Genomic DNA, 16,554 nt, shown 5'->3' with positions numbered 1-16,554 from the left:
TCACCGCCCGGGGCAGCCACGCCGTGCGGCGGCGTCCACCACAATGAGATGCTGACCGTCGGACAGGAGGACCCATGCCGGACACCAAACCGTTGGCGGAAGACCCCCAGGCCTACCAGGCCAAGGAGGCGTCCGCCGGCTCGCACGCACCCCGGATCAACGCGCTCCGCGCGGCGGTGCTGGGCGCCAACGACGGGATCGTGTCCACGGCCGGCATCCTGACCGGCGTCGCCGGCGCCACCATGGAGTTCGCCGCGCTGCTCACCGCGGGCGTCGCGGGCGTGACGGCCGGCGCCCTGTCGATGGCTGTCGGCGAGTACGTGTCGGTCAGCGCCCAGCGCGACTCCGAGTCGGCGCTCCTGGCCAAGGAACGGCGCGAGTTGGAAGAGATGCCCGAGGAGGAGCTGGCCGAGCTGACGTCGCTCTACGTCGACAAGGGACTCACCCCGGAGCTGGCCGCCCAGGTTGCCCGGCAGCTCCACGACCACGACGCCCTCGCCGCGCACGCCGAGGCCGAACTGGGCATCGACCCCAACGAGCTGACCAACCCCACCCACGCCGCGATCTCGTCGGCCCTGGCCTTCGCCGCCGGGTCGATGCTGCCGCTGGCCGCCATGCTGCTCGCGCCGACGGCGTCCAAGATCTACGTGACGATCGCCGCCGTGGTGGCGGCCCTGGCCCTCACCGGCTACTTCGGGGCCCGCTGGGGCGGCACGCCCGTGGGCAAGTCGATGGCGCGCAACGTCGTGGGCGGGCTGGTCGCGATGGGCGTCACCTACTGGATCGGACGCCTCGTCGGCCTCGCCCTCTGATCCTGGGTCCGCCCGGCCGCCTCAAGACAGAGCGGACGCCTCGCCGGCCTCGCTCTGAGGCTGGCACCTGAACGGGCGTCAGTGCGGCAGCAGGCTCATCACCCAGCTGGACACGAACGCCCAGATGGCCATCAACAGGACGCCTCCCACGAAGAGCCCGAGAATCGTCATCGACTTCCACGCCTCCGCCCGCTGCGCCCGGATCACCCAGAAGTTGACGAATACGCCCACCGCGGCGAGCGCGATGGCGAAGGGGTTCCCTCCGAACAAGAACAGAACCGGCAGGAAGGCGATGATGAACAGGAACGGCGGGCTCGGCTCCCCGGTGGCATAGCTCGCGTCGCCGATGGTGAGCACCGGCTGGTCGGTGAAGTAGCGCCCCTTCAGCTTCGCCTTGACGGGCTGCCCGTCGGTGCCGGGCAGCAGGTAGAAGCCGCCCTCGCTCTTGGCGCGGACGCCGTCGACGGTGAGCACGTGTCCGCGCCACAGATCGTTGGCCAGGCCGACCGCACCCTGGACGCCGGGAAGAATGGCTCGCGAATTCACAGTCCGTCAGGCTACCTGGGCGCTGAGTCGCGGCCGAAACCGGCGCGCCACATCAGTCGTCGGTCTCTCCCCAGGCGGGCGGCGGGAACATGCTGATCGTCGGGATGGGTCGGGTCGGAGGGCCCGACTCGGTGCCGCCCGAGACAGCGAACGGGACCTCGATGGCCACGGTGGTGCCCACTCCGGGGCTGGCCTCCCGACGGAAGGTGCCACCGACAAGCCGGACGCGCTCGCGCATGCTGCCGGTGCCGGTTCCGTCGATGCCGGCGCGTCCGTGGCCGTCGTCAGCGATCCTGACCGCCAGCATGTCGTCGATCCGCTCGACGGACACCGTCACCGACGTCGCCTGGGCGTGCTTGATGATATTCGTGAGTGCTTCTTGGACGACCCGGTAGATGGCCAGGTCGCGTTCGGCGTCCGGGGTGACCCAGCCGGCGAACTGAAGGTCCGTGGAGAGGCCCAGTTGGCGGGCATCGTCCAGCAGGGACGCCAGCGCCGGCTTGAGTCCGAGGTCGGCGAGGGCGCCGGGCCGAAGCTGCCGGGACAAGGACCGCACGTGCTCCAGCGTCGTCCGGGTGGCGTCCGAGACGGCCTCCAACTCCGCTTCCAACTCGGGAGGCGCAGCCTTGCCTACGTCCCGGAGCCGAAGCAGCAAGAAGGTGAGGTTCTGGCCGATCTCGTCGTGGAGGTCGCGTCCGAGGCGAGCGCGTTCGTCCTCATGCGCCCGCAGAGCAGCCCTCGCGGTGGCCGTCCGTTCGTTCTCGAGTCTGTCCAGCATCGCGTTGTACGTGGCCGCGAGCGTACGCAGCTCGGGAGCCGCGCCAGCCGGAAGCACGATGGGCTCATCGGATCGATGCGCGATGGCTTCCCGGAGCTCCGACATCCCCGTGAGGCCGTAGCTCGCCATGGCGGCGTTGACCAGCAACAGCGACGCGAAGCCCAGAATCAGGATGAATAGTTGGTCGCTGGTTGGCGGGACCGAGACAGTAACCAGCCCGAACGCGAGAGCCAGGAACGCCACCGCCAAGGCGACCGCGTTTGCGAGGAACAGCCGCCAGAACATGGGCATGCTGCGCACTCTATGTCCGTTGCCGGTGTCGCGGTATCGTCGGGGAGATTCGGATCGGGGTGAGATGGCACAGGAGCAGGCGACTGGGGCGCTCACCTCTGCTGAATTGTCGTTCCTGCCGAAGCTCGGCATCGGCTTCGCGGCCCTCCTGCTGCTGTACGCGGGGCTATCCAGTTCGACGCTGATGGGACCGGGTATCGGGGCCTCGTCCGGTGGCATTTTCGGGCCGGACGCGACGCTGCTGGCGCCCGCTACCCTCGCATTCTCGATCTGGACCGTGATCTACCTCGGCCTGTTCGGCTGCGCCGTCCTGGTGTGGTTCCCGGACTCCCGGTCCAATGAGCGGAGACGCACCGGGGTGTGGCCGGCCGCCATGTCGATGCTGCTGAACATGCTGTGGATCACCGCCGCCATGCGCGGCATCGTCTGGGCGACGATTCCCCTGGTGCTGGCAGTGCTGGCATCCGTGATCATGCTCCTCGAACGCGTCCGCGGACGCCGCGCGGCAGGTCCGGCCGCCGCGATCATCGTCGAAGGCACGTTCGGGCTCTATTTGGGCTGGCTGCTCGTGGCGTCAGCGGCCAACGTGATGGCGGTCGTTCGCCACGGAGGCTCGAATCCGGCGGGTGCGGCGTCCCAGGCCCTTGCCGTCATCTTGCTGCTCGTCGTGATCGCCGCCGCGGTGGCCGCGTCGATCCGCTATCCCCGAGTTTGGGGCATCCCGATCGCGGTGTGCTGGGCGCTGATCTGGATCATCCGTCAGCGCACGCACGGTGCCCTGTCGTCGCCGCTGATCGCGGGGCTGGCCTTCGCGGGCGCTGTCGCTGTCACGCTCGCCTTCGTCTGGCCACTGATGCGCGGGTCCGCACCCCAGGTGAGGGCTGCGGACGGTGCGGCTAGCCTGGCGAACGTGCCAAGAACCGGACGCTGATGGAACGACTCAAGGACGGGTTCGTCCTCAAGGAGCGCTATCGCCTCAGGCGACGGATCGCATCCGGCGGAATGGGCGCGGTCTGGGAGGCCAACGACGAGCTGCTTCATCGGCCCGTGGCGATCAAGATCATGCACCCGCACACAGCGTCCGAGCAGGTGTTCGCCCGCCGCTTTCGGGACGAGGCGCAGTATGCCGCGAAGTTGCGGTCGTCCAACATCGTCAACGTCTACGACTACGGCGAGGACCACGGGTTGGCCTTCCTCGTCATGGAGTTGGTGACCGGCAAAACGATCGCCCAACTGATCGCCACACGAGGGCCCTTGGAGCCCGAGTTCGTCCGCTCGGTGGTGATCCAGGTGGCGTCCGCCCTGGCCGAAGCGCACGAGTGGGGCATCATCCATCGTGACGTGAAGCCCAGCAACATCCTCGTCACAGCGTCCGGGGAGGCCAAACTCAGCGACTTCGGGATCGCCCGCGCGGTCCAAGGCGAGCCCCTCACGCAGCATGGCGAAGTGCTGGGGACGCCGCAGTACCTCAGCCCTGAGCAGGCCACCGGACAGCCCGCGTCGCCTGCGAGCGATCTCTATGCCTTGGGCGTCGTCGCCCACGAGATGCTCACCTCGGTGAAGCCGTTCGATGGCGCCACACCCGTCGCCATCGCGCTCGCCCACGTCAACGAGCCGCCGCCGCCCCTTCCTTCGTCGGTCCCGTCCGACCTGGCCGAGTTGGTCAGCCGCTGCCTGTCCAAGGATCCAAGACTTCGACCGGCGTCCGCCGACGCGGTGATCCAAGACCTGCAGCCGAACACGGGCGGGCTGCGCATGGTTCCGGTGCCGCCGTTGCCCGACAGACGCCCACCGGCACCTCCCCTGACGCCTGCTTCACCCACGACCGGGCGCCAGCCGCTAGCCCCCGATCTGGTCAACCCGCGCCGCACTCAACAGGTGCTGGCGGTGGCAGCTACGCTGCTGGTGGTCGTGCTGTGCCTGGCGGCCCTGTTCCTCTAGGACCCCCATGCCCACCAAGCCCGCCGCCATCCTGCTCGCAGACGACCACGCGCTCGTGCGCCAGGGCGTCCGCATGATCTTGAACTCACAGCCCGACCTGAAGGTGGTCGCCGAGGTCGGGGACGGGGCGTCCGCGGTGGAGCGGGTGGTCGCGGGCGGCATCGATCTGGCGATTCTCGACATCACGATGCCGCGGATGACCGGCCTGCAGGCCGCGCGGGAGCTGTCGCGCAGGGGGTCGCAGGTGCCGATCCTGATCCTGTCGATGCACGACAACGAGCAGTACCTTTTCGAGGCGCTGAAGCACGGCGCGGCCGGCTACGTGCACAAGGCCGAGGCCGACCGCGACCTGATCACGGCATGCCGCTCGGCGCTGCGGGGCGAGCCGTTCCTGTACCCGGGGGCCGTGACGCGCCTGATCCGGGACTACGTGGCCAAGGGGTCCGAGAGCGCCTCCTCCTCGCTGCTCACCCCCCGCGAGGAGGAGATCCTCAAGCTCATCGCCGAGGGCCACAGCGGCAAGGAGATCGCCGACATGCTGGTGCTGAGCCCCAAGACCGTCGAGCGCCATCGCGCCAATCTGCTCGAAAAGCTCGGCATGAAAGACCGCCTCGAGCTCACCCGCTTCGCGATCCGGACAGGCCTGATCGAGCCCTGATCCGCCGTCGTTGGGGGTCGGCACCCATCGGCGCTGACTGCACCATGCAGGTTCCGTCTGCGGCGTTGGTCCCTGTCGGAGGCGTCCGTAGGTTGGGTTTTGCCAGGCACGGAGCCCGGCGTTTACCTCTCGAAAGGACCGATCATGGGTTTCTTGCTGTGGATCATCATCGGCGGTATCGCCGGCTGGATCGCCTCGATGATCATGAAGACCGACGCCCAGCAGGGCGTGCTGCTGAACATCCTCGTCGGCATCGTCGGCGGCCTCGTGGGCGGCTGGGTGCTGGGCCTGTTCGGCTTCCAACCCGAGGGCAACGGCCTCATCGCCTCCCTGCTGACCGCCGTTCTCGGCGCCGTGATCCTGCTCGGTGTGGTCCGCGCGGTCACCGGCCGCCGTCCGCTGCCCCGCTAACCGACCACGTCCACCCGAAAGAGTCCGATGACCACGTACGCGTCCTTCGCCGAAGCCGTTCAGGCCAAGGCCGATTCCACCACCCTCGCCCACTACGTGGTCGACACGGTGTCGAGCTTTGCCGAAGGCGCGGACGTGGTCTTCGACTTCCTGACCTCGGACGCCGTCGGCTCGTTCTGCCGGTCGCTCGGCATCCGGCGCAACTGGGCCGAACTGACCCTGGACGAGATCGCCCCCGCCGATCGGCACGGACTCAACGTCGTGCCCCGCGGCGAGGCCGACAAGATTCTGGGCCTGCTCGCGGCGTTGATCCGCGATGGCTATCTCAAGCCGTCCGAGGGCGGAAAGCCCGTCCAGAACGTCCTCAACGACTTCATGAGCGAGCCCAAGACCTTCTTGGACGCCCCCACGCTCGGCCACCTCGACGAGTTCGCGTACGCCCTCGCCGTCGAGCTGGAGCACGGTCGCGAGCGCGGCCAGAACGTCACCATGAACCATCCGCTGTTGACGGGCATGGTCGTCCTGGCCCACCTCACCGAGGACACGCTCTACTACGCCCGCCTCCGCGTCATGGAGGCCGAGGGCGAGCTTTTCAACATGCAGCTCAAACGGACGCCGTACGCGGACCTCCGCGATCAACTAGCGCTGCTGCAGTACGCCAAGAGCCTCTTGGCCGCCCGCATGGACGAAAAGCTCGCGCAGGCTTCGGCCTGACTCGTCGGACACCGTAGGTGCCGGGAGCGATCCCGGCGCCTACGGTGTTCGCATGTCCGAGCCCGCCGCGCGCCGCACCCGTCCTCGGGATGCGCTGGGGCGTCCGCTGGACTGGGACGCCGTCGGCGTACCGCCGGTCGACGACTCCCCCCGACCCCCGATCGAGACCCTGGACGCCGCACGTGCTCTGATCGCCTCGGGGCGTCCCTTCGCGGCGCACGAGGTGTTGGAGGGCCGCTGGAAGTCCTGCCCGGAAGCCGAGCGCGGCCTATGGCAGGGGCTGGCTCAATTGGCCGTCGCGCTCACCCACGCCGGACGCGGGAACGCGCGCGGGGCGTCCAGATTGGTCGAACGCGGCGCTGGACGCCTCGCCGAGTACGAGGCGACGTCAGGCCCCACCTATGGCCTCGACTTGGGTCGAGTGGTGGCGGGCGTCCGACGGGCCGTGGGCTGAGGACGTCCTGACCTCTGGCTCTGTGTGAGTCTGCTTCATCGCTGGCTGAGCTCGTCGAAGCCGCAGCGGCCAGGGCGTCGACAGGCTCAGCCGACGGAGGCCTCGCGGCCCACCTCTCAGCGATTGCCGCCGGCCGGATCAGTCCTCCGGCCAGGACCAGCCGTCCATCCGGTCGAGGAAGTGGTCGGACGCCGTGCCCGCGTCGAAGGGCACGACGCGGGCGAACTCGAGCACCTGCAGCGCGTTGTAGACGCCCGAGGAGAATTCCTCGGCGAAGAGCACGGCCAACGCATGGCGTTGCTCCTCGGTCAGCCCCGCGAGCAGGACGTTCATCTCGTGCTGGTCGGGCGAGGCGTCGTCGACGGCCTCGGCGTTCTCGTTCCAGACGCCCGCCCGGACGCGGTGCGCGGACACTTGCCCTTGGCCGTCGCGGCACTGCACGACGAGGGCGTCGATGACGGTTCGGTACAGGAAGCGATCGTCGGTCATGGCTCTATCTTGACCCACGAAGCCCACTTGTACGCTGACCGTCGTGTTCAAGAACTACAGCCTCGAGGTGCGCAGCTGCGGACTGCACGGGCACGTCACGTACGCGCCGTCCGAGGCCAACCTGGCCGCCCGGCTGCGGATCCCCACCCCGTGGGGCGAGGCCTGGCGCTGCCTGCGCTGCGGCGACTACGTCATCGGCAAGCCGGCCGGAGCCGGGCCGGCGGACCAGGCCCCGGTCATCCTGCGCGGCAAGGCGCTGCGGGACGCCGTCATCCTGCGCGTGCTGGCCGTCGACAAGACCCTGCGCGGCCTGCTGATCGGGGTCATCGCGTTCGGCATCTTCCAGTTCAACGGCCACCAGGACTCGGTGCGGCAAACCCTCGACACGTACCTCCCGCTGCTGCGTCCGCTGGGTGCCCAGCTGGGAATCAGCATCGAGGACCTGAACGCCATGCACTGGATCCAGCAGGCGTTGGCGCTGCCGGCGTCGACCGTTCGCCTGGCTGCCCTGGGCATCGGGCTCTACGCCTGCCTCAACATCGTCGAGGGCGTCGGCCTGTGGCTGATGAAGCGGTGGGGCGAGTACGTCGCGGTGATCGCCACCTCGCTGTTCCTGCCTTTGGAGATCCACGAGTTGATCGTCAAGATCACGCCCCTGCGCATCGGCGCGCTGGTCGTCAACCTCTTCTTGGTCGCCTACCTGGTGTTCAGCAAACGGCTCTTCGGCGTCCGCGGCGGCGCGAAGGCGCACCACGCGGAGCGCGAGAGCACGTCGCTGCTTGAGGTCGAACTCGCCGCTGCCGGACAGCGGCTCCGTCGCGACGGTGGCCGGACCACCCGACCCATCCCGGACGCCGCTGGCGTGGCTCCGTCCGTGGTGGCGTCGGGGGCTGAGGTCGCAAGGGTGGCCGAGGGGCCACGGACGTGACGACAGCACCGCCCGTCGTGGCGTCCGGGGCTCAGCCACCAGCGGTCGGCGACGCGCCTGCGAAGCCGGCGACGGCGGCCGTGAACCCGACCGAGGCGGATGGCGCGCGCGAGGCGTCCGGTGTTGAATGACTTGGTGACCGACCTCGCGAACGTCCCGGCCGCTTCGACCACCGCCCCCGGCGCGGCCCAGGAGGTGACGCTCGTCATCTTCGGGGCGTCCGGCGACCTGACCCACCGGCTGCTACTGCCCGGACTGGGCACCCTGCTCAACTCGACCGGACGGTTCGCCGTGACGGTCATCGGAGCGGCCATGGACGACGTCAGCGATGACGCGTGGAAGCAGCTCGTTCGGGACGCCTTGACCGAGGCCAAGACCAAGCCCGCCCGCATCGAGGAGATCGTCGCGCGGACGCGGTACGTCAAGATCGACGTCACCGATCCACAGGCCATCGGGCCCTTCGTGTCTACGCTGCCGCCAAACTCGGTGCTGTACTTCGCGCTGCCGCCGGCCGTCACCATCAAGGCTTGTCAGGCCCTGGTCGGCGTCACTCTGCCTGAGGGCCTCCGCCTCGGGCTGGAGAAGCCGTTCGGCACCAGCGGCTCGACAGCCCACGACTTCAACACCCTGCTGGCCAAGCTCGTGCCGGAGCGGCAGATCTTCCGCATCGACCATTTCCTGGGCAAGGCGACGGTCTTGAATCTGCTCGGGCTCCGGTTCACCAACCGGATCTTCGAGCCGGTCTGGAACGGCGAGAACATCGAGTCCGTCGCGATCGTCGTTGACGAGGTGCTGGCCCTCGAAGGCCGCGCCGGCTACTACGACCGCAACGGCGCCCTGCGAGACATGATCCAGAGCCACCTGCTGCTGGTCATGGCCTTGTTTGCGATGGAGGAGGTGGCGTCCATCGACGAGCGCGAGGTGCGCGATCTCGTGGCCCACACCCTCCGGGCGACGAGCCTGTGGACGGGCGACCCGGTCACCAGCTCGCGCCGCGCCCGCTACACGGCTGGCCACATCGGCGACCGCGAAGTGCCCGACTACACCGCCGAGGACGGCGTCGATCCGGCCCGCAACACCGAGACGCTCGCCGAGGTCGACCTGCGCGTCAACAACGCCCGCTGGGCGGGGGTCAAGTTCACGCTGCGGTCCGGCAAGGCGCTGGGCGACGAGCGCAACGGCATCACCGCGATCTTCAAGCCCGTCGCGCACGTGCCGGTCGGGTTCAAAGGCGAGGCGCCGCGCAACGTGCTCTCCATCGGGATCAAGCCGCAGACCATCGCGCTGCAGTTGTCGACGAACGGCGCCGGAGACAAGTTCGACCTCGAAGAGACCGTGCTCTCGACCGACCTCGACGACAGCCCGTTGCGTCCCTACGGCGAGATCCTGGAGTTCATCTTCGAGGGCAACCCGATCCTGTCGGTCCGCGGCGACGTCGCCGAGGAGTGCTGGCGGATCGTGGGTCCGGTCCTGGATGCATGGGCGTCCGGAGCGGTGCCCATGTCGACCTACCGCGCCGGCTGGGCGGGTCCGACCGACTGGGTCTGAGCCCTTCGACAAGCTCAGGGACCGCGACTACCTGCCCCTCGCCGCGGCGTAGCGCTCCAGCGCCACGGCCCGCTCGGCCGCGTGATCGACGATGGGGCGCGGGTAGTCGTGGGCGTAACCGTCGGCGTGTTTCCACGGACGATGCGCGGACGCCCCTGGCAGGTGAGCCAGCTCCGGCACCCAGCGTCGCACGTAGTCGCCGTGCGGATCGAAGCGCTCGCCCTGGCTGACGGGGTTGAAGATGCGGAAGTAGGGGGAGGCGTCCGTGCCGGTGCCGGCGGTCCACTGCCAGCCGTGCGCGTTGGACGCCAAGTCGCCGTCGATCAGGTGGTCCAGGAAGTGACGGGCGCCGTGCGGCCACCACACGTGCAGGTCCTTGGTGAGGAAGCTGGCCGTGATCATCCGGACGCGGTTGTGCATCCAGCCGGTGGCGAGGAGCTGCCGCATGCCGGCGTCCACGATGGGGTAGCCAGTGCGCCCCTCCCGCCAGGCGTCGAAGCGCTCGTCCTGATCGTCGTAGCTCATGTCGGCCAGCTCCGGACGCAGGTCGTGCCACAGCGAGTCGGGGTGGTGATACAGCACGTCGGCGTAGAACTCGCGCCAGGCAAGTTCGGTGACAAACCGCGCGGCGCCGGGTCCGGGGCGTCCGGCCAGGTCAGCCAGCAGCGTCCTCGGGTGGACGACGCCGAACTTCAGGTACGGCGACAGCCAGGACGTCCCGTCCAGGTCCGGACGGTCCCGATCGATGTCGTAGTCCTCCAACGCCTCGTCCACGAAGCGCCGCCACCGCCGCAGCGCCGCCGGCTCTCCTGCCTCGGGCAGCTGGATCGGGCAGTCCGCCAGCGCCTGCCGGACGACCGCCCAGGCCCCCTCGTCGGACGCCCCCTCCAGCAACCGGACGCCGTCCGGCTCGATCGCCGGTCCGCGCCAGCCGTGCCCGCGCCAGGCGTTGGCGAAGGGGGTGAACACCTTGAATCCCGTGCCCTGGCCGGTCACGATCCGCCCGGGCGTGACTGCGTAGGGCGACCCGGTCTCGATCCAGCCAACGCCACCCTCGGCCAGCGCCGCCGACACCGCGACGTCGCGCGCCCGCCCCTGGGGCTCGGTCTCGGTCGACACGTGCACCGATCCAGCCCCCACCACCGCGGCCAGCGCGGGGATGCGCTCGCGAGGATCACCGCGCAGCAGCGTCAGCCGCCCGCCGTAGGCGTCGTTGGTGGCCAGCAGCGTCGCCGCCAGCCAGCCCCGTCGGACGGGACCTGCGGCGTCCCAGAACGCCGGATCGATCACGAAGACCGGCAGCACGGGCCCCTCGGACGCCGCCGCGCACAGTGCCGGGTGATCGCCGCGACGCAGGTCGCGGCGCAGCCACAGGACTGCCGTCACGGCAGGAGCCGCAGGAGGGAGTCCGGATTCTTCTTGAAGGTGTCGAGGGCGATCCGGCCCTCGGTCAGCGACTCGAGGGTCTCGGTCAGGACGGCGTTGACCGGCGTCGGGACGCCCACCTCGGCGCCGTGCCGAACGACAGCGCCGTTGAGCCAGTGCACCTCGGTGCGTCCCCGGCCGCCGTAGAGGTCGACGTGGAAGCTGGGCATCTTGTCGCCGCGTCCGGACCCGAGGGCCTTGACCAGCACCGGCTGGGCGATCATCCGCGGCACCTTCGTGGCCAGGGCGAGCAGGCGGACGGGCGTTCCGGGCAGGTCGACGGGCGCGAAGCCCAACGCGTCCATGACCGCGAGGCATTCGCGCAGCACCGCCACCTCGACCGCGTAAAGGCGCTTGTCAGAGAACAGATCGCCGACGCCCATGTCGAGGATGGCCGACGTGGCGTTGCCGGTGAGGTTGGTCAGCAGCTTGGACCACTTCATCGGCCCCGCGTGCGGGTAGAGCCGGGCGCCGAGACCGGCGTGGTCCAGGGACGCGGCGAGGCGTCCCGACAGCTCGTGACCCTCGGCGATGCCGAGTCCGCGATGGGTCTCCTCGATGATCTCGCCGATGCCCGGCTTCGCGACCGCGGAGCACACGGTGCCGGCGATGACCCGGTCGGCGCCCAGCTTGGCGGCGATCAACGGCTCGTTGTCGACGCCGTTCTGCAGCGACAGGATCGGCGGCACCTCGTGACCGGTGGCGATGAGCGCGTCGACGGCCGCCTCGGTATCGAACGACTTCAGGGCGAACACGCAGACGTCGTACGGACCAGCGGCGAGGGCGTCCGCGTTCGAGGTGAAGACGGCGAGCCGGTTCTCCGTGCGGGTGTAGGCACCGCGATGCAGGATCAGGCCGCGCCGCGCGATCACCTCCGCCACCTCGGGACGCTCGACGAAGGTCACGTCCTCGCCACGGGCCGCGAGCGAGCCGCCGATGTAGCTACCGATGGCGCCGGCGCCCAGGACCAGGATCTTCACGGTCTCCCCTTCGTCCCGGGCAGCCTACCCATGCGGCGCCCCGTGAGTGTTCAATCCTCGCGGTACCCGGCGATCGCGGCGGCGGCCTCCGCGATGAGCGGGTGCGTGGTGGTCAGGACGCGGCCGTCGAGGCGTCCGATCGGCTGGACCTTGCGCGTCGCGGACGCCCAGAACGCGGCCTCGACGTCGCCCAGCGACGCCAGCGGGATGGGGGTCTCGTCAACCTGCACCCTCTCGCGGACGATCTCGCGGGTCACCCCGTCCAGGCAGCCGGACGCGAGCGGCGGCGTCCGCAGTCGACCGTGGAGGACGACGAACAGGTTGGACGTGACGCCCTCGCACACCTCGCCGGCTGTGTTGGCGAGAACGCCTTCGTCGGCGCCCAGCGGCCGGAAGTAGCGCTGCGCGACGGACGCCTCCCCGAACGACAGCGACTTCACCCCGGTGAGCGGCGAGTGCTCGTTGCGCTGCCACGGCAGCGTGACCGTGATGCTCGTGGGGCCGTAGTTCAGCGGCGGCGCAGTCGAGACGAGCAGGGTCGTCGGGGTGACCGCGATCCGGAGGCGTCCGGACGTGACGCCGTCGGCGTCCAAGAGTTGTCGGACGCCGACGCGCAGCTCGGCCTCGTCCGGGACGGGCAGGCCGATGCGCCCGGCGTGCCGGATCAGGCGGGCGAGGTTGCGTCCGAGGGCGAACGGGACGCCGTCCTCGATCACGGTCGTGGTGAAGACGCCGTCGCCGATCGTGAAGCCGGGCTCCGTGACGAGCAGGGCGGGGGCGGACGCGTCCACCAGGCGACCGTTCAGCCACGCCCAAGTCATCGGACCTCCCCGGAGACGACGCGCAGCAGGTTAGCCGCCTTGAGCTCGGTCTCGGCCCACTCGCCGGCCGGATCGGAGTCGTACGTGATGCCGCCGCCGGTGCCGAGGTGGAGTTCGTCGTCCTCGATCCAGAAGGTGCGGATGGCGACGTTCAGTTCGCCTTGGCGACGGTCGGCATCCACCCAGCCGACGCCGCCGCAGTAGACGCCGCGCGGGGCGGTCTCCAGGCGCCGGATCTGCTCGAGCGAGGCCAGCTTCGGCGCGCCCGTCACCGAGCCGGGCGGGAAGGTGGCGTCGATCAGCTCGGGCCACCCGGCGTCGTCGCGCAGGTGGCCGGACACGGTCGAGACCAGGTGGAACAGACCGGGATGCGGCTCGAGGTCGAGGAGCCCCGGCACGGTGACGGTGCCCGGCCGGCAGACGCGTCCGAGGTCGTTGCGGACGAGGTCGACGATCATGATGTTCTCGGCCGTGTCCTTGGCCAGGAACCCGTCGGGCGTCGCCGCGGTGCCCTTGATCGGCGACGACCAGACGCGCGCCCCGTCCCGTCCCAGGAACAGTTCGGGGGACGCCGACGCGACGTGGACACCATGGTCCGGCAGATGCACGACCGCGCTGAACGGTGCCGGATTGCCCTGGGCGAGCGCGGCACCCAGGGCCGGGATCGACATGCCCGGATGCGCCGGTGCGCTCAGGCGGCGGGTCAGGTTGACCTGGTAGACGCCGCCGGCGGCGATGACGTCGCGGATGGCGCGGACTCCCGCCTCGAACCCGTCCGCGTCCAGCGAGGTGCGCCAGGAGTCGCGCTGCGGCCCCTGCCAGCGGACGCCCGTCCAGGGCTTCGCCGGGCGCACGGTCTCGAAGCGCGCGCAGGTGGCGTCCCCCTCGAACGGAGCGACGACGACCCAGAAGCCCTCGGAATCGAGAGCGGCCAGGTCGGACGTGACGTCCAGCAGGCCCGTCGCGAGGCGTCCGCCGACCACCGCGAGGGGCTCGGCCGGGCCATACGTCGGACGCTTCACGCCCGTATCCCACCATGCACCGGGGTCGCGGGTCTGCCCGGCCGTCAGTCGACGCGTTCACAGCACGTTCACACCCCCACACGGGCGTACGACCGTGCTGTCAACGGCCCCTGAGGCCGCCGCCCAGCGCCGCGGGCCGCGCAGAGCCGCGAGGTACCCTGCTTCGGTGACCCAAACTGGCAGGCCGAGGCGTCCGGTGTTCAAGGAGCCCGCCGCCCTGGAAGCCCTCGGCGAGACCTCGGACCCGATCGCGGCCGTCCATGCCGCGCACGAGGCCGCCGCGGTGCTGGTGCGAGCGGGACGCGCGTCCGATGACCCCACGGTCGTTCGTCGGTTGGTGGCCCTCGTCGACGAGATCGGCCTGTCGACGTTGGCCGATCTGTGGTCCGCGCGGCCGGCGCGCTCGCTGCCGGGTGCGCTCTGGCGGCTCTACGTGCTGCGCGAATGGATGCGCTCCTCCCCGGAGGAGGCCGCCCGCGAGTACGCGTGGGGCATCCCGTTCACCGAGCCGAGCCACGTGGTCGCCGGCGTCGAGCCGCCCGGCCCGGACGAGGTCGCGGCCGTCGCCGACCAGATCCTTCGGGGCGCGTTCACGGGCGACTTCGCCGTGGCGCTGGAGCGGGCGGCGTCCTTCTGCCTGGTCGTCGTGGCCGGTCGCGCCTACGCCACCCACGGCCGCCCCGCCGCCCTGAGCGCCGCCAAGCTGCAGTCCCTCGCCGCGGACCTGCTCGCCTGCGCGCGCCTGTGGCGAGCCGGCTCGCTCGACTGACCTTGGAGTCGCTGGCACGCCCAGGTGCCACCACTGCAGTTGGCGGACGGACGACGGACGCCTATCCTCGTGGACGCGTCGGGCCGCGGTAGCCCCGGGCTCCAACACTCGCCGCCAAGAGCGGCCACGCGCCGAGAGGCGCTCCCGGCCCGACGCACTCATCCCTCGAATGCTCCGTCGGCTGAGCCTGTCGAAACCCAGGTTCATCCGTCGGCTGAGCCTGTCGAAACCCAGGTTCATCCATCGGCTGAGCCTGTCGAAGCCCAGGTTCATCCATCGGCTGAGCCTGTCGAAGCCTCTAGTCCGAACGGGCGACCCGTTGGCCGAGCCTGTCGAAGCCCTTGCGGGTGTGCCTTCGACAAGCTCAGTCGGCGCTGAATCAGCCCCTGGCCCTTGATGCAGAGCAGCGTCTGCAACCGAGCCACGACCTCGACGAGGTCGGCCTGGTCGGCGATGACCGAGTCGATGTCCTTGTAGGCCGCCGGGATCTCGTCCACGACGCCCGAGTCCTTCCGGCACTCGATGCCCGCGGTCTGCGCCGCGAGGTCGTCGGCCGTGAACTGGCGCCGCGCCGCGTTCCGCGACATGCGGCGTCCGGCACCGTGGGACGCCGAACAGTACGACGCCTCGTTCCCCAGCCCGCGCACGATGTAGGAGCCGGTCCCCATCGAGCCCGGGATGATGCCCGGGTCGCCGAGCCCGGCACGGATCGCACCCTTGCGGGTCACGATCAGCTCCAGATCGTCGTGCGTCTCCACCGCCACGTCGTTGTGCTGGCAGCGGATCGGCGCCTCGAACTCGATGCCGGGCAGCCGCCGAACCGGCTCGTCGCAGATGGTCGCCAGCATGACGTCGCGGTTGAGCAGGGCGTACGCCTGAGCCCAGCACACGTCGTTCAGGTAGGCGTCCAGCTGCGCTGAGGCGTCCGGCGCGATCGCCCGGGTCGACCGTAGGCTGGCGGCATGTCTGCAGGGTGGTGGGGCGTGGTGGCCGTCGCGGTGCTCGGGACCGCCCTGGTCGTCTACGGCTGGGCTCATGATCGGCGACGCGTCCGCGCCGCCCTGGCGAAGGCCAAGCAGCCGACGCGCAGCATCCCCGGCGTCCCCGACCACACCGTGCCCGCCTATGTCACCGAGGACGAGCTCACGGGCCCGGCCATCGACCCCAGCGTCACCAGTGACGAGTCCGACCTCATCGCCCACCGGGACGCGGCCGCGACCCTGCCCGCCGGCGCAGCCGAGGGGGCTTTCCTCAACCGGGCCGACCGCGGCCTCGCCGTGCTCGTCAGGCCGGACGTCTTGGTCCTGGACGCCGACCTCGTTGGCGATCGCGAGGTGACGGCGCTGCTCAGCCTGGCCAAGACCCGGGGGCGTCCGCTGGTGATCGTGGCCCCCGACTTCGGGGACCGCACCCTCGGCGTCCTGCGAGCCAACGTGCGGGCAGGCACGGTCCGGACCCTGCCCATCGTCCTCGCGGACGCCGCGGCGCGGCGTCGGGCGGCGGCGCTCACGGGCGGGCGTCCGATCGACGAGGCGGACCTGCTGTCGGGCTGGCTGCCCGAGACCGCCTGGGGGCGCTGCGACGGCTGGATCGCGGACCTGGACGATTCTTGGGTGCTGGTCGAAGGCCGATCGACGAGCGACGGAGGCGCGGTAACCCTCGATTGACCGTCCAGGGTTGCTCCGGTACGCCCGTCGCCCGCGCGGACCTGAAGCCCGGGGACCTGGTGTTCTGGTACAGCCCGGTGGGGCACGTGTCCATGTACATCGGCAACGGGCAGATGGTGCATGCGCGCGGGACGGCCTACGGAGTCGTCCAGCAATCACTGGACGAAGATGCAAAGAACGCCTATTTTGCGGGCGCGCGCCGATTCGTCGGCCCATAGCCGATTCGATCGGAAATCCCAACTCTCAAGTCTCCACCACCACACCTGCCAACCTGAGAGTTGTGCCCTGTCCAGCAGATAA

Annotated in this window: 21 protein-coding genes; 13 read left to right on the top strand and 8 right to left on the bottom strand. The window is 70.1% G+C overall.

Annotated features, from left to right (window positions below):
• Positions 1–74 precede the first annotated feature (74 nt).
• On the top strand, positions 75–812 hold the full coding sequence (locus FN821_RS07225; protein WP_131172022.1) for a VIT1/CCC1 transporter family protein: 738 nt from the start codon (positions 75–77) through the stop codon (positions 810–812).
• Between the two features lie 78 nt (positions 813–890).
• Here the strand turns inward: FN821_RS07225 and FN821_RS07220 are convergent, their stop codons facing one another.
• Positions 891–1,358: a hypothetical protein gene (locus tag FN821_RS07220; RefSeq protein WP_131172023.1), complete on the bottom strand. Its 468-nt coding sequence runs from the start codon at positions 1,356–1,358 to the stop codon at positions 891–893.
• A 52-nt stretch (positions 1,359–1,410) separates the two neighbouring features.
• The gene (locus tag FN821_RS07215; RefSeq protein WP_165489289.1) at positions 1,411–2,427 is read right to left on the bottom strand and encodes a sensor histidine kinase; all 1,017 of its coding nucleotides are present in this window, start codon (positions 2,425–2,427) and stop codon (positions 1,411–1,413) included.
• 64 nt (positions 2,428–2,491) lie between these two features.
• Here FN821_RS07215 and FN821_RS07210 point away from each other — a divergent pair, with 64 nt between their 5' ends.
• The 6 genes from FN821_RS07210 to FN821_RS07185 all read left to right on the top strand — a co-directional run bounded on the left by FN821_RS07210 (position 2,492) and on the right by FN821_RS07185 (position 6,605).
• The gene (locus tag FN821_RS07210) at positions 2,492–3,358 is read left to right on the top strand and encodes a tryptophan-rich sensory protein (protein WP_165489290.1); all 867 of its coding nucleotides are present in this window, start codon (positions 2,492–2,494) and stop codon (positions 3,356–3,358) included.
• Positions 3,358–4,368: a serine/threonine-protein kinase gene (locus tag FN821_RS07205; protein ID WP_131172026.1), complete on the top strand. Its 1,011-nt coding sequence runs from the start codon at positions 3,358–3,360 to the stop codon at positions 4,366–4,368. Before FN821_RS07210 ends, FN821_RS07205 begins: the two co-directional genes overlap by 1 nt.
• A 7-nt stretch (positions 4,369–4,375) precedes the next feature.
• Positions 4,376–5,026 carry a response regulator gene (locus FN821_RS07200; RefSeq protein WP_131172027.1) on the top strand — a complete coding sequence of 217 codons (651 nt, stop codon included), beginning with the start codon at positions 4,376–4,378 and terminating at the stop codon, positions 5,024–5,026.
• 144 nt (positions 5,027–5,170) lie between these two features.
• Positions 5,171–5,437, top strand: a complete 267-nt coding sequence (locus FN821_RS07195; RefSeq protein ID WP_131172028.1) for a GlsB/YeaQ/YmgE family stress response membrane protein — start codon at positions 5,171–5,173, stop codon at positions 5,435–5,437.
• Between the two features lie 27 nt (positions 5,438–5,464).
• Positions 5,465–6,151 carry a DUF5661 family protein gene (locus tag FN821_RS07190; RefSeq protein ID WP_131172029.1) on the top strand — a complete coding sequence of 229 codons (687 nt, stop codon included), beginning with the start codon at positions 5,465–5,467 and terminating at the stop codon, positions 6,149–6,151.
• 52 nt (positions 6,152–6,203) lie between these two features.
• The gene (locus tag FN821_RS07185; RefSeq protein ID WP_131172030.1) at positions 6,204–6,605 is read left to right on the top strand and encodes a DUF309 domain-containing protein; all 402 of its coding nucleotides are present in this window, start codon (positions 6,204–6,206) and stop codon (positions 6,603–6,605) included.
• Between the two features lie 138 nt (positions 6,606–6,743).
• On the opposite strand, the gene FN821_RS07180 is transcribed toward FN821_RS07185, so the two are convergent.
• A complete protein-coding gene (locus FN821_RS07180) occupies positions 6,744–7,094 on the bottom strand; it encodes a DUF6547 family protein (RefSeq protein WP_131172031.1) in 351 nt (116 codons plus the stop codon).
• Between the two features lie 43 nt (positions 7,095–7,137).
• On the opposite strand from FN821_RS07180, the gene FN821_RS07175 reads away from it, so the two are divergent.
• From FN821_RS07175 to FN821_RS07170, 3 genes are read left to right on the top strand one after another with little or no spacing between them, the layout of a single operon-like run.
• The gene (locus FN821_RS07175; protein ID WP_206662043.1) at positions 7,138–8,022 is read left to right on the top strand and encodes a DUF2127 domain-containing protein; all 885 of its coding nucleotides are present in this window, start codon (positions 7,138–7,140) and stop codon (positions 8,020–8,022) included.
• The gene (locus FN821_RS14880; RefSeq protein WP_277751015.1) at positions 8,019–8,153 is read left to right on the top strand and encodes a hypothetical protein; all 135 of its coding nucleotides are present in this window, start codon (positions 8,019–8,021) and stop codon (positions 8,151–8,153) included. Before FN821_RS07175 ends, FN821_RS14880 begins: the two co-directional genes overlap by 4 nt.
• A 4-nt stretch (positions 8,154–8,157) precedes the next feature.
• Entirely contained in the window at positions 8,158–9,570 is a 1,413-nt protein-coding gene (locus FN821_RS07170) for a glucose-6-phosphate dehydrogenase (RefSeq protein ID WP_206662044.1), read from the top strand.
• 27 nt (positions 9,571–9,597) lie between these two features.
• Here the strand turns inward: FN821_RS07170 and FN821_RS07165 are convergent, their stop codons facing one another.
• The 4 genes from FN821_RS07165 to FN821_RS07150 are packed head-to-tail and all read right to left on the bottom strand — an operon-like array spanning position 9,598 to position 13,818.
• Positions 9,598–10,956 (bottom strand): cryptochrome/photolyase family protein, encoded by a 1,359-nt coding sequence (locus FN821_RS07165; protein ID WP_131172033.1) that lies wholly within the window; start codon positions 10,954–10,956, stop codon positions 9,598–9,600.
• Positions 10,953–11,975 (bottom strand): ketopantoate reductase family protein, encoded by a 1,023-nt coding sequence (locus FN821_RS07160; protein WP_131172034.1) that lies wholly within the window; start codon positions 11,973–11,975, stop codon positions 10,953–10,955. Before FN821_RS07160 ends, FN821_RS07165 begins: the two co-directional genes overlap by 4 nt.
• A 50-nt stretch (positions 11,976–12,025) precedes the next feature.
• Positions 12,026–12,796 (bottom strand): aminotransferase class IV, encoded by a 771-nt coding sequence (locus FN821_RS07155; RefSeq protein ID WP_131172035.1) that lies wholly within the window; start codon positions 12,794–12,796, stop codon positions 12,026–12,028.
• Complete coding sequence (locus FN821_RS07150; RefSeq protein ID WP_131172036.1) at positions 12,793–13,818, bottom strand: chorismate-binding protein; 1,026 nt, start codon at positions 13,816–13,818, stop codon at positions 12,793–12,795. The genes FN821_RS07155 and FN821_RS07150 overlap by 4 nt, the downstream gene beginning before the upstream one ends.
• Before the next feature lie 166 nt (positions 13,819–13,984).
• Between FN821_RS07150 and FN821_RS07145 the strand changes: the two genes are divergently transcribed.
• The gene (locus FN821_RS07145) at positions 13,985–14,587 is read left to right on the top strand and encodes a hypothetical protein (RefSeq protein ID WP_131172037.1); all 603 of its coding nucleotides are present in this window, start codon (positions 13,985–13,987) and stop codon (positions 14,585–14,587) included.
• 269 nt (positions 14,588–14,856) lie between these two features.
• On the opposite strand, the gene FN821_RS07140 is transcribed toward FN821_RS07145, so the two are convergent.
• Positions 14,857–15,624: an RtcB family protein gene (locus FN821_RS07140; protein WP_206662045.1), complete on the bottom strand. Its 768-nt coding sequence runs from the start codon at positions 15,622–15,624 to the stop codon at positions 14,857–14,859.
• Here FN821_RS07140 and FN821_RS07135 point away from each other — a divergent pair.
• On the top strand, positions 15,550–16,254 hold the full coding sequence (locus FN821_RS07135; RefSeq protein ID WP_131172038.1) for a hypothetical protein: 705 nt from the start codon (positions 15,550–15,552) through the stop codon (positions 16,252–16,254). The genes FN821_RS07140 and FN821_RS07135 overlap by 75 nt on opposite strands.
• On the top strand, positions 16,251–16,472 hold the full coding sequence (locus tag FN821_RS14665; protein ID WP_421958045.1) for a C40 family peptidase: 222 nt from the start codon (positions 16,251–16,253) through the stop codon (positions 16,470–16,472). The genes FN821_RS07135 and FN821_RS14665 overlap by 4 nt, the downstream gene beginning before the upstream one ends.
• Positions 16,473–16,554 lie beyond the last annotated feature (82 nt).

The sequence above is a fragment of the Propioniciclava tarda genome (assembly GCF_900182665.1).
In the GTDB taxonomy this organism is placed as follows: Bacteria; Actinomycetota; Actinomycetes; order Propionibacteriales; family Propionibacteriaceae; genus Propioniciclava; species Propioniciclava tarda.
Note: the sequence above shows the minus strand (reverse complement) of the source record. Positions and strands in the feature narration are given on the sequence as shown.